Raw genomic sequence first — 13135 nt, 5'->3', positions numbered from 1 at the left:
TTCAAAATCGGATGCGCTAAGGCTCCGCTCGAAAGAACTCGCTTTTGCCGTTTGAGGGCCTCGGCTGCAGGATGCGAAATGTGTTCGTCATGACAACTGTGTCGAACGCCTGCCACGGTGCCGACAACAGATTCGTGTTCGCCAGCAAATGGCGTATGGACCCACTCGGCGCGTAAAGCGTCAACTGCACATTGGTCGCTTGTCGGATGTGCAAGTCCAGCAACGCCGGTTCGGCCACAAACTCCCAGGCGCGATATTCCACGCTGCCGGTGGCAGGAGGTGCGATCACTTGAAAGTCATTGGTCAGCGGCACGCGGCCGTAAAACGCCCACGGAATTTGGGGCGCTTCGGGATTTCGATATTCGATCCAATAACTGCGCCACGGCACTCCCCGCATCACCAGATTCGTTGCCGCGATGCGGGTCAATGGCAAACCTGGAGTCCCTCCGGCAATTTCCAGGCTCACACCCGAGAAGAAGGCCGGTCCTGCGGGCAACGCCAGCCCGCCGCCATTGGTTGCCGTCAGCCTCGATGCGCTAGCTGTGTGAATCAGATTCAAAAGCGACGGCAGCGCGATGATGCTGCCCGCGCCCGATGATGCCATGGTGAGCCACGCAGTCCCATTTGTAAGAGCGTTTAACAGCACCTGCCCGCCGTTGGTTGCCACAATCTCCAGCGGAACGCAGTTACCGCCATCCATGCGTTGCAGCTGTGGAAGACTAAGAAGGCTCCCGGGACCGCGTGCCAGCCAGGTCGTGCTGTCACACCAATCCCCTTTGACATACTCGCGCAACGATGGTGCAGTCACGGTGCCACCGTCCAAAACCGTGAACGTTCCACGATCGATGTTGGTCAATCCATCGAGGAAAATATTGGCTCCGATCGCAGTCACGCTGCGCAACGTCGATAACCGGCTCGTCGGAATTACTCCGTTGGTCTTGATCGTGATCCACACGCTCGAACCGCCAAGCATGCTCGGCATTGCAATTTCGCCGGCGTTCCGCGCTTCAAACGAAACGACATTCTCATCAGCGCGTGACTCTCGCAGCGACGACAGGTTAATTGTGCTGTTGATTCCGTCGACCACGAACGCCACCGTCCCGTCGGCAACTGTGACAAGATTGCTGATGTTCACCAACCCTCCCGCCGTGGCTGAAATTACCAGGCTTCCGCATCCGCTGCCCACGAGATTCGTGAGCGACAGCAGCTCCAGGACACTGCCCGAGCCCGTGACTGACCATGCGTTCAGTGGGCATCCCGTCGACTGGTCGTGATTGAAAACACCCGGCAGCGACAACACCGCGCCTTGCTCAACGATCAAATTACCTGCGAAAAGGTTCGTGAGTCCGGCAAGGCTGAGGGATGTTCCGCTGACCGTGAGGCTTCTCAGCAACTTCAAGTGGGTCGTGTCGAACGAACCGCCCGAACGAATGACCAAGGTCACTGTCTCGCCTCCCTCGAATTCCGGCAGCTCGACCGACCCATTGTTCCGGGCTTCGAACGAAATGTTGTGACTCACGGCGTCGGAGTTTCGCAACCCTGAAAGATCGAGCGCGCTCCCAAGCCCGTCCGAGAGGAAAGCAGCGCCTCCTTCGCCCAGGCGCGACAACCCGCCCATGCGCACGTTTCCGCCAGCTTTCGCCTGGATCGACAAAGCGCCGCATTGCGGTCCAACCAGATTTGTCAGGCTTGAGAAGTCGAGGACGCTGCCGGGGCCGGTCGCCTGCCATGAGGAGAGTCCGCAGAACGCGGGGTCTACATGCGAAACCAGATGCGGGGCTGTGGCCACACCTCCGCCACTGACGATGACGCTCCCCGACGCAAGATTGGTCAGGGCGCCAAACACGACGTTCATTCCATTGACACTGAATCCATGCAGCCGCGCAAACTGCGCTATGGGAAGGATTCCGTCGTCATTGACTGAAACAAACACATTGGTGTTTCCCTCCAGCAGCGGAACAATGATTTCCCCGGAGTCAGCTGCGATCAGCGAGACCACCCTGCCGCCGTGCACATTCGCGAGAAGAGGCAACTCGATCGCGCTGCCGTTTCCCGCTGCCGAGAAGGTCAGCGTCCCGTTTGCCACCGTCTGCACCGAGTTCAACACAGCGCGCCCGCCGTTCTCCGCGTTCACTATCAGCGACCCGCATGAAGGGCCGGAGAGGTATGTGAGGCTCGACAGATCCAGAGATGATCCCGCGTCCCGGACCTCCCACACTGTGGAAACGCATGTGCCGCTGTGATCGTGCCTCACAAGCAGAGGAAGGGTGACGATCGCGCCATTGGCGACGGTGATATGCCCGTGCAATACGTTCGTCAGCGCAGCAAAATGTACATTCATCCCGCTGACCTGAAATCCGCTGAGCTCGCGCATGTTTTCGGTCGGAATGTTCCCGTTGTTCTCCAGAATCAAGAACGTGCGTGGGGTGCCAGTGTAAAGAGGCATCTGAATGGTTCCGGAATCCAAGGCTTCCAGGGCCACGATCCGTTGGGTCGCATCGGAACGATTCAGGTTGGCAAGATCGATCAGGCTGCCCGAACCGTGTGCACTGAACTTCAGTGTCCCTTCGGAAATCGCCCGCAACCCTGTCAGCCGGAATGTTGCGCCGCTGCTGGCGCGAAGTTCGCGGCTGCCGCAATCCGCGCCAACGAGGTTGGTCAAGCTCGAGAAGTCGAGGACGCTGCCTGGACCACTGACGTGCCACAATCCTGTGTAGCAATCGAGCGCGCCGTTGTGTCTGACGAGGTTCGTCGCTGTGACCACTGCATTGCTGGTCACGCTGATGCTCCCGTGCCCCAGGTTGGTCAGCGATGTGAAATTGAGGTTTGTGCCCACGACTGTAAATCCCTCCAACTCCGCCAGCTGGCCGACTGGCAACATTCCTCCCGAGCGGATTGCAACAGTCACTGTTTTCCCGCCGTGCATTTGCGGAATCGACATGGTCCCCCCGTTGCGTGCCTCGAAAGCCACGTTGTCCAGAACCCCGGCGGCGTTCTGGAGGGATGATAAGTCTACCCGGCTATTCGTTCCCTCAGCCAGGAAGGCGGCCATGCCTTCGGCGAGGGACACGACACTCGAAAGGACAATCCAGCCGTCATCGAGCGCCTGGACTAAAAGGTTCCCGCAGTCAGCCCCAGCAAGGTTGGTCAATCCTGGAAGGTGCAGCGCAGAGTTCGCGCCAGACGCTCGCCAGGACACCGTTGCACATCCAGACCCCTTGTTGAAGCGGGGCACCATCGGCGCGAAAAATTGCGCGCCACCCAGCGCTTCAAGCCCTGCGCGGTCAAGATTAAGGGCGTTGGGAAGAACCAGCCGCGTTGCGGGACCGCTCGCCGAAAGCGTGGGATTGCCAGAAACATGAACCTGCCCTTGCAGGATGGAGTCTCCGGAAGTGACACGAAAGACCCCGGCGGTGAGTGCGATGCTATTGCTGGCTTGAACACTGCGAATCGTGACACTGGCCGACGATGTTACCACCAGCCCACCGCCGGCGTTGAGAATTACATCGTCGTTGATGCCTGGCAGGGCATCATTGCTCCAGTTCGCCTCTGTTTGCCATGATGAATTCCCGCCGCCTCCATCCCAGGTAATCGTTGCGGCCATGCCCGTTGTGACACCACACAACACAATGAGGGGAAGGAGAATCGCATTCATGCACGTCGCTGGAATTGATGCGTAGCTTCAAAACAGGCTCCCAAACTTCCTAAACTCGTGGCGCTTAATTACTTGTTTGGCCGAGGCGAAAAATCGTCATGAGATATTCCTCTCCCTCATTCGCACGCTAGAAGCGGGAGTGTTCATTTTGTTACTTTAAGCCGTGACTGTATTGCGTCCTGCAGCCAAACGCCTAGCGTCCGAGCGCAACGCCTTCGGTGGTTTGCACGATGCGGTTCATCGTCCCATCGGAATTGTACTCAAGGTGTTCGATGCATACGGATCGTCGATAGCTTCCACCTGTCGTCTGCACGCCTCCGTTGTGGTAAATGAAATACCAGCGGCCCATGAACTCGATGATGGATTGATGGATCGTGTTGCTGTTCCCCGCGAGCTCAGACAGCAAACCGCGCGGTGTCCATGGCCCTGTCATCTTCGAACTCGTCGAATACGCGACCTTCTCTGGAAAACCAGTGGCATACGTGAGGTAGTAAATGTCGCCGCGCTTGTGAATCCATGGCGCTTCCGTGAAGCCCTTCACCTGTTCGTCGGGAATCACGTGAATTTCTCCGTCGAGCTCAGTCATGTTCGGTTTCAATTTCGCCCAATAACATTTCTGGTTGCCCCACATGAGATACCCCTGGCCATCGCCGTCAACCCACACGGTCGGGTCGATGTCATCCCAACTGATCCGCGTCGCCTTGGTCATGTCGTTGCTGATGAGTGCCGAGCCGCGTGCGTCCTTGAACGGTCCCGTCGGGCTGTCTGCCACCGCCACCCCAATAGCCTTTCCGCCGATGGTCGCGTGAGTGATCGAAACGTACCAATAAAACTTGCCGTCGCGTTCGATGACCTGGCTTGCCCACGCGTCATCACGCGCCCATGCGAAATCCTTCGTATTCAAAGGGGACCCGTGTTCCTCCCATTCCACCATGTTCGTGGAGGAGAAGCAGAGCCAGTCGTGCATGCGATAGTTCGAATTGTTGTTGGGCGGCACATCATGGCCTGTGTAAAGATAAACGCGTCCTTTGTGCACCATCGCAGCCGGATCCGCCGTGAAGAAGTTTGTGATGATCGGGTTGCCACCTGTTCGATGCGTCGGACGCCAATCGTCTGCAACCGGGTAACTGAAGTTCGGCGTTCCATCCGAATTCCAGCCCATCACCTGCGCGCGCGTGGCGCGATCCGGATTGCCGAGCGGATCTCCCGGGATGTGCTCGTAACGCCGCGCATGATAAACGAGAATATCGGTTTTGCCGTCAGGAGTTGTCGTGAAGCAATTATGACCCGGTCCGTACTGGCTCGTCTCACGATGGCTCTTGAAAACGGGTTCGGGAGATTTTCGCCATGATTTCGGATCCAGCGGGTCTGCATTTTCATCGGCGGCAAGAAGGCCGAGACAATAATTTGCATCCGTCGCGCTGGCGGAATACGTCATGAAGAGGCGCCCGTTTCGATGAATAACAGCAGGCGCTTCATTGACGTTGTGTCCGATGCGTTCCCATGGCAGTTCGGGTTTGCTGATGCACACCTGCGTGCTGCTGATGGACCACGGCGTATCCATTTTCGCGAGAAACAGACTCGTGCCGCGGACATCCGGAAAGCTTTGCGCCCATGCCAGGTAACGTGTTCCACGATGTTGGAATGTCGTGGCATCGAGCGTGAACGATTCCCAATTCATCTTGATCTGTCCTTTTTCCGTCCACTCACCCTCGAGCGGATTGGCCGAAGCATTCTCAAGAACGTATTGGCGGATCTCCCAAATTGCTTCCGCGCGGCCTGCGGCGAAATAGATGTACCACTTGCCATCGATGAAGTGAATTTCTGGCGCCCAGATGTGATGGCTCATGGGGCCGCTCTCATGTTTGCTCCAGACCACTTTGGAGTCGGCGCTCGCTAATGCTCCCAGTGTCCGCGCGCGGCGAAGCTCAATGCGATCGTATTCCGGCACCGTGGCAGTGAAGTAATACCATCCGTCGGAATGCAACACCACGTGCGGGTCAGCACGTTGGAGGAGGATTGGATTCGACCATGTGAGAGCATCCCCGGCTGCGTACAATTGCAACGCGAGCGCAGTGAGAACAATGAGCGTGTGCAGGAACGTGCGCGTCATGGCAAAGAGATGAACATCGGGTTGCGCTAAAGCAAGCCGAACCGGAGTCGCCCGTCGGCAGGCGTGAATACGGAGGCGGGTTTGAAAACTTGCGAGACAGCGCGGCGAGGACGGGAAAAACGACCAACCACGAACCACACAGCGCGGCAGAACCGCAACCAAAACGGGAAGGGAAAAAACGGGTTTACGCATACTCCTCGCGCCATGCTCCATTTTCTTGTGGCGAAGAAAACCGAAAGTCGCGAATTTTAGCTGTCATGCCCATTTACGAATTTGCCTGTCCGAAGTGCCGGAAGATCTACAGCTTCCTTTCGAAGCGGATTAATCCGGATCGCCTCCCCGTTTGCCCAAAGTGCGGCAACAAAAAAATGGAAAAGCAGATGAGCCGATTCGCGATGACCAAGGGTCTCGCCGAAACGCCCGCGGAAAGCGGCGGCGAGCCTGGAGATGAATCCATGCCGAATCTGGATGACCCCCGCGTGGCACGCGCCATGGCAGAAATGGAGCGAGACATGGAGCACATGGACGAAAACAACCCGCGTCACATGGCTCACATGATGCGGAAGATGAAGGACATCATGCCGCCCGGAACTGCGCCAAAGGAACTGGATATCGCGATCAAGCGTCTTGAGGCAGGAGAGGATCCGGAAAAGATCGAAGCAGACATGGGCGACCTCCTGGGTGATTTCGGGGGAGAAGAAGGCGGAGGGATGGGCGGAGGCGGATACAGCAAGGACAGCGGGCTTTACGATTACTAGCCCCCAGACGCCCGATTATTCCTTGGGGATGAACGGCGGCAAGGGGCAATCCAATGTGTCGGCGATGCCGCGCAGCAGTTCCGCTTCGCTCTCTTGAATCCATCCGTCGGCCGCGACCGTGGCGGCGCACGCAAACAAAACGTTCTTCTTGAGCTGTGGGGCCGCCGTGTTCAGCCGCTCCAATGCCGCATCAATCTCCGCGAGTCCGCACCGTTCACCTGGGACAAAATCGAGTGCAATCTGGGAACCGCGCGTCAACAGCATCGCACCGCGCTTGAATGCCTCAGCCGCGATTCCGGGATCACCTGATCCGGCATGAGCCATGGCCGAAATCAGGATTGCAGCGTCACCCGCGAGCGGGCGCATCGTATAGAACTGCACGATAACGGTCCGTGGCGGCTTGAATTGCGACTCAATATGGCGAATCGCAATTTTTTGCAGGACATATTCGAACAGATCGATTTCGTGATCGCTTTCGATCAGCTCGCGAATTGCGCGGGAAAATTCCTCGAACTGGGCGAACGACATCTGGCGCAGAGCGGGCAATGTCATATCCACCAGCGGCAGCCGCGCACGCACGGCCAACGCTGTGACGTCGGGGAGAACGCGTTCGACCTCGCGGCGAACGCCTGTTGAAGAGAGCCGGCCGATGTTTTCCAACTGTCTGTCTCGCAAAAGGGGGTCAGAACTGAGCAACTGGGCGTAGATGACAGCCATTGCGCTCATGGAATCATGAGTGGCCGTTTGCAGGGCGGGCGAAAAGGATCTGCGCAATTGCACCGCGTAACGCAGATGCCCGGGCGAAGGCGCGCCGGACGCAGGCACAACAGCCGAGACCGGGATCACCGGGGGCACAGCCATTTCCCGTCCTTCGCTTGCAGGGGCCAATCCTGGAACTTCGAACGGAAAGGGAAACGGAGATCCGCCGCGACGCCGTGCACGCGGGTCCTCCAGTTCAACGTCAGTTTCGCGAGTTGCGTCGACCCGCGGGAACGTCCCGTCGAACGAAGGATCAAGGGCACGAATGCGATCCTCCAGCGGTGGGTGCGTCGACATGAGGCCTGAGAATGCAGAACCAGTTCCCCTTCCAAAGAACAGGTGGGATGCCTCGGTCGCGTGCGGGGATTCCAGCTTGGAGCCGTAGACCAGGCCGCCAATTTTTTTCAGGGCACCCGCAAGCCCGGGCGGGTTGCGGGTGAATTGGACGGCGGCGGCATCCGCGAGGAACTCGCGCTGCCGGCTCACGGCAGCCTGGATCAATCGGCCGAAGAACACGCCGATCCCGCCCAACGCCAGGAAGACCAGGCCGACGAGCGGCAGCGGATTCTTGTCGCGACGGCTGCCTCCGCGAGTGTGCAGGAGCACGCGTCCAATCACCGAGATGCAAAAAATCCCAAAGATCCAGCCCATCAATCGCAAATTCAACCGCATGTCACCATTGAGAATGTGACTGAATTCGTGTGCGATGACGCCTTGCAGTTCATCGCGGGAGAGGAGCTTCATGCAGCCGCGCGTGACTCCGACCACGGCATCGCTCTCGGTGTGTCCCGCCGCGAACGCGTTGATCGCGAGCTCCTCATCCATCACGTAGACCTGCGGGACGGCGATGCCTGAGGCGAGCGCCATTTCCTCGACAATGTTCAGCAGTTTGCGCTCGTCGGGATCGGCAGTGTTGGGATTGACCGCGCGTCCACCCAGCATGCTTGCCACGGCGCTGCCGCCGCGGGAAAGTTGCAGCGTCTTGAATAGGCTTCCCATCAGGATCACTGCGCCTGTTCCGATGGCAGTGCCGAGAAATAGTCTGGGGTTCCACAAGGAAAAACCCTGCGCCTCGATGTAGCGCCGTGACGTTTCAGGCCACTGGAGGACCAGCACGAGGGCCACATAAATGGCGGCGATCAGCAGCGCGACGCCAAGGAGGAAGTACACCACCAGCACCTTGGTCTGGCGGCGCGCCTTGTCCTGCCGATCGAAGAAATCCATTTCGCGTTAGAACTGAACCTTGGGTGCGGCTTTTTCCTCCTGCCGCTCGATCACGAACAGTTCAGCGGGCCCGAAGTTGAACATCCCCGCAACAATGTTCGAAGGGAACACTTCGCGCTGGGTGTTGTAGGTCATGACAGAGTCGTTGTACGCCTGCCGGGCAAACGAAATCTTGTTCTCCGTGGATGTCAGTTCCTCGGTCAACTGCATCATGTTCTGGTTTGCCTTGAGGTCGGGATACGCTTCGGAAATCGCCATGAAACGGCTGAGTACCCCAGCAAGTCCTGCTTCCGCGGACGCTAGATTCTTCACTGCGCTGGCGTCGCCGGGAGTTGATGCCGCGGTTTGAGATGCCGCATATGCGACGTTGCGGGCCTTGATGACATTCTCCAGCGTCTCGCGTTCGTGCTTGAGATAGCCTTTGGCCGTTTCGACGAGATTGGGAATCAGGTCATAGCGGCGCTTCAATTGCACATCGATTTGTGAATAGGCGTTCTTGAAACGGTTGCGCAGGCCTATGAGCCGGTTGTAGACGCCGACGCCAAACATGACGAGCAACAGCGCCAACACCACCAACCCGGCCAGGATGATCAATCCGATGGAGGTCATAATTTTGTTTGCCTTTCTTTGACTGCGTTACAGCTAGGACAAAGCGGAAGGCCGGGCAATTACAAATGCACCCCGGAACTCCAATCCCCCGAAAACGCATTAATTCCCGTCGATGGCTGGAAACTCCACCCAGAACCGGCTGCCCTCGCCGGGGTTTGATTCCACGCCGGCCCGCGCGCCGATACGCTCTGCGCCTTTGGAAACGATAGCGAGCCCAATCCCCGTGCCTGGAAAACGATTCCCGGCGTGCAACCGTTCGAACACCCGGAAAATGCGTTCATGATATTCGGGGCGAATCCCGATGCCATTGTCTTCGACCCACAGGCGCACTCCTGAATTCGAGTCGGCGTGAATACGCACGTGCGGTGTGCGCTCGGCTGGAACAAACTTCAACGCGTTGTCCACCAGGTTCATGACGATCTGGCTGACAACCGCACTGCTGGCTTTCACATTGGGAAGCGGACGCTCCACCTCAACGACTGCATTCCGAGCGGCAATGCGGGCGGAAAGTTGTTTCAGTACGGTATCGACCTGCGTCTCCAGATTCACATTTGAAACGCTGATCTTTGAGTGGGCAAGGTGCCCGTACGTGAGCAGGTCCTGCACAAGTTCATCCATGAACTGGGCCGACTGCCCAATCCGCTGCGCATAATCCTGCGCCTTGTCGTCCAGATTCGGCGCGTATTCATCCAGGAGAATCGTGGTGAAGCTGGACATCGAACGCAGCGGCGCACGAAGGTCGTGCGCAACGTGGTACAGCAGGCTTTCGAGCGACTGCAGGCTCTGGCGCAAATGGGCCGTGCGCTCGGCGACGCGATGCTCGAGTTGCGCGGCGTAACCCCGCAGCTGTTCCTGGGCCGTGCGCAATTCGCTTTCGGCACGTTTGCGTTCCGTGATATCAACTCCCATTCCGATGCAACACGGAATGCCGTCGAAGACGATCCGCCGCCCGTGCCAGAGAAACGGGATGGCAGAACCGTCGCGGGTGATGAGGTTCGATTCCACGGTGGCGTGCCCAATTTCGAAAACCCTGCGAATGGCTTCGTTGACGCGGTCCACGTCGTCTGGCGGACAGAATTCGATCGGGCGCCTCGCCGCCACTTCATCAGTGGAATACCCTGTTATGTTTTCCAGGTTCTTGTTCCAGCGCACCCAGTTTCCGTTCTGGTCAAAAAGGTAGAACACACCAGGAAGGCTGTTGATGACCATCTCCGACAGGTCTCGTTCCCGCCGGACGCTGGCTTCGGCTTCGAGCTTTTCAGTCACGTCCCTCGCGACTTTGATGTAACCGACGCGGTGGCCTTTGGAATCGTCCATGACGCGAATAATCCCGCTGACAAACAGCCGTGAACCGTCGTTGCGTTCATGCCAGCGATCACTGCGCGCGACGCCTGTTTTTGAAGCTTCCATCAACTCCTCTTCCGGAGCACCGGCAATCCGATCCTCGGGAGTAAAGATCAAGCCGGCGTTGCGGCCGACGATCTCGGTTTCCGTGTATCCAAAAAGCCGTTCGGCGCCACTATTCCAACTCACCACGCGGCCTTCGATGTCCAATGCGAAAATCGCATAATCGCGGGCGCTTTCCACGATCAGGCGAAGGCGTGTTTCGCTGTCGCGCAACGCCGCCTCGGATTTCTGCAGTTGTCGCGTGCTCGTTTCTGCACGGGCGCGGGCGCGGGCCTCGGCAGACGTCAGGTAGAACAGGAGCAAACTTAGCGCGGTTCCGATCCCCGCGATACTGTAAGGTGCCCACCATCCAAACATGGCTGTGGCGGAACTCGAGCAGACCAGCGTCCAGCGGCGTTCCGCAAACGCGATCGACAGCTGAACGCGCTGATCTGGAACGAACAAACTGCCTGACTTTTCAGGCGCAGGTCCCGAGCGATACACAAGGTTCGCTTCAGTCGGGGTTTCGCCATCATGCACTTCCAGGGTGATCGTCTCCAGGAGCGTCGCATCGAGTGCGTTCCGGATAAAATCCCAAATACGAAATGGACAATACGCAAAACCTTTTAAACGCGCCCGTCGCTCCTCGATCGTTTCCGGGATATTCCCATCTTCGTAAACAGGCGTGTAGATGAGAAAGCCGGGCTGTTCCTCTTCCTCAATTTCCTGAACCAGCCGCACCCTTCGCGACGCCACAGGGCGCGCCGTGTCCCGCGCCATTTCCATAGCCTGGCGCCGAACGGGATCGGAGAACATGTCATAGCCCAGTGCCGCGCGGTTTCTTGGGCCCTGAGGTTCCAGTAACACGACTGCATGGTATTCGTCGCGCGGTGTGTCAGGCCACGGAGTAACGTTCGTGAACGCCCGACTGCTCAGCCACGCTGCCATCGAGGCACGATCATCGACGGGAACGCGGAGGGAGAAGCCAATTCCCTGGACGCCGGGATAATTGGACGCGAGTTGCAGCCGGTTCACGTATGCAGAGTAAGCGGGGTGTGTGATGTTGGATTCCGACGCGAACAGCCCCGCCACGCCGCGCATCAGCGCGATGTACGTTTCAAGCGAACGGCCGATCTCCGCCTGCGCGCGCTGAGCCGCGCTGTCGAATTCGGCGCGATTCCGCAGATGGACAGTCCTGCTTGCAAAATAGGTCGCGAAGATGGTCAGAGTCAGCCCAGCCAGCAGCACTCCCAGCGGAAACCAAACTTGCCGAGCAACGGCTTTCATAGAAACGCCTTACCCCGCCCAGGCAGGGAAGAGTTGTCATCCAAACCTTCCGTGCATTGTCCGGCGGAAGTCTGGCGAATCGACCATTCGCAGTGTCGGGGCATTCGGGTATCGAAAATCCATTAAAGCGTATGTGCTAGGAGGACTTGGCTGGAATCAGGTGAATCCCCACTGATCAGTACAGCAAAAGGCGCGAACCGCGACGGTCCGCGCCGTGAGTTGAACATTTGTTATTGATCGGAACTTCCGGAGCTTGAACCGCTCGAGCCGGAACTGCCGCTCGATCGAATGCTTGATCCAGATGAGCTCGAGTCACTGGAACCGGTGCTGGAGCCGTAAGGTGATTCGGATCCGCCGGTCGAACCCGACATCCCAGAGACGCCAAAATGTGAGTTCACGCGCTGGCTGAATCCGGATTGGCTGATCTCCGACCAGTTACCGCGGCTAAGTGAGGGGGCCGACTGCAGCTTGGTGCTGTCCACGTTCAGCGTGAAGCTTTGCTGGCTGCTGCTGCTCATGCCCAACGAGGACGAGCTGGAACTGGCCGAGCTTGACGATTCAGTCTGCAGGAGCGACCACGGAACCGGGATGAGTTTCCCGCTTGAGGAGCTTGAACTCGATCCGGCTGAACCGTAGGTCGTCGAAGACGTCGTGCCAGCTCCGCCTTGTGAACCGCCGCTTTGGGTGGTGCCGGCATTCATTCCCTGGCCCGTGCCGCTGTTCTGGGTGTGCGCCCCGGAAGTGCCGTCGGAAGTACTGGTTGAACTGCTTAAGCCCGACGCAGACGATCCCTGGCCTGACAACGAAATCACGGCGAAATCAATGCGGCCTGACGTGGGGTTGAGGATTACATCTTCGATGCGACCGATGGTGCTGCCCGATCGATCCTTGATTTGTGAGCCCATGAGGTTGCTTCCCCGTACTGCCTGAGAACTGCTGCGACCCGTAGCGCTGAGGCCGCTGCTGCTGCTGGAGCTGTGATCCAGGGATGAACCAGAGCTGCCGGATTGTCCACTCTGCGAGCTTTGTGAACCCGACGAGCCCGACATTCCAGAGCTGCTCGAACCCGTTGACGAGTCACTTCCGATCGACGAACTGCTCGACGTGCCCGAGCCTGAGGAACCGGATGAGCCGGTGGAGCTGGAGGCAGCGACTGCAACGGCCGCGGAAGCTGCGCAGGCCAGACATGTGATCAATGATTTTTTCATAATTAAGTTTTTGTCCTCTTGGTTGTTGTTTCTCGTGAAAGTCCGACACCGTGGGGCGCGGAAACGAAACGTATGCGAACAGTCGTATGCAGTGCCACACGGGCCAAATGGGGAGGAAACCTGCTTTAGGAAGGGG

General features: G+C 58.3%; 6 protein-coding genes and 2 pseudogenes. 1 reads left to right on the top strand and 7 read right to left on the bottom strand.

Annotated features, from left to right (window positions below):
- Positions 1-16: 16 nt before the first annotated feature.
- From VEH04_15590 to VEH04_15580, 3 genes and pseudogenes are all read right to left on the bottom strand, one after another.
- The gene (locus VEH04_15590; protein ID HYG24200.1) at positions 17-3655 is read right to left on the bottom strand and encodes a hypothetical protein; all 3639 of its coding nucleotides are present in this window, start codon (positions 3653-3655) and stop codon (positions 17-19) included.
- 193 nt (positions 3656-3848) lie between these two features.
- A pseudogene (locus VEH04_15585) lies at positions 3849-4739 on the bottom strand (glycoside hydrolase family 43 protein).
- Between the two features lie 63 nt (positions 4740-4802).
- Positions 4803-5768 (bottom strand): annotated as a pseudogene (locus VEH04_15580) (glycoside hydrolase family 43 protein).
- A 257-nt stretch (positions 5769-6025) separates the two neighbouring features.
- On the opposite strand from VEH04_15580, the gene VEH04_15575 reads away from it, so the two are divergent.
- Positions 6026-6526, top strand: a complete 501-nt coding sequence (locus tag VEH04_15575; protein ID HYG24199.1) for a zinc ribbon domain-containing protein — start codon at positions 6026-6028, stop codon at positions 6524-6526.
- A gap of 15 nt (positions 6527-6541) precedes the next feature.
- Here the strand turns inward: VEH04_15575 and VEH04_15570 are convergent, their stop codons facing one another.
- The 4 genes from VEH04_15570 to VEH04_15555 form a co-directional block, all read right to left on the bottom strand.
- On the bottom strand, positions 6542-8509 hold the full coding sequence (locus VEH04_15570; protein HYG24198.1) for a M48 family metallopeptidase: 1968 nt from the start codon (positions 8507-8509) through the stop codon (positions 6542-6544).
- 6 nt (positions 8510-8515) lie between these two features.
- Positions 8516-9118, bottom strand: coding sequence for a LemA family protein (locus tag VEH04_15565; protein ID HYG24197.1), 603 nt, complete (start codon positions 9116-9118; stop codon positions 8516-8518).
- 99 nt (positions 9119-9217) lie between these two features.
- Complete coding sequence (locus VEH04_15560) at positions 9218-11791, bottom strand: CHASE domain-containing protein (protein ID HYG24196.1); 2574 nt, start codon at positions 11789-11791, stop codon at positions 9218-9220.
- Positions 11792-12021: 230 nt separating this feature from the next.
- Positions 12022-12999: a PRC-barrel domain-containing protein gene (locus VEH04_15555; protein HYG24195.1), complete on the bottom strand. Its 978-nt coding sequence runs from the start codon at positions 12997-12999 to the stop codon at positions 12022-12024.
- Positions 13000-13135: the final 136 nt, after the last annotated feature.

The organism is Verrucomicrobiia bacterium (assembly GCA_035629175.1).
Taxonomy (GTDB): Bacteria; Verrucomicrobiota; Verrucomicrobiia; order Limisphaerales; family DASXHY01; genus DASXHY01.
The sequence above is the reverse complement of the archived record's forward strand: the minus strand, read 5'-3'. Positions and strand labels throughout refer to the sequence as shown.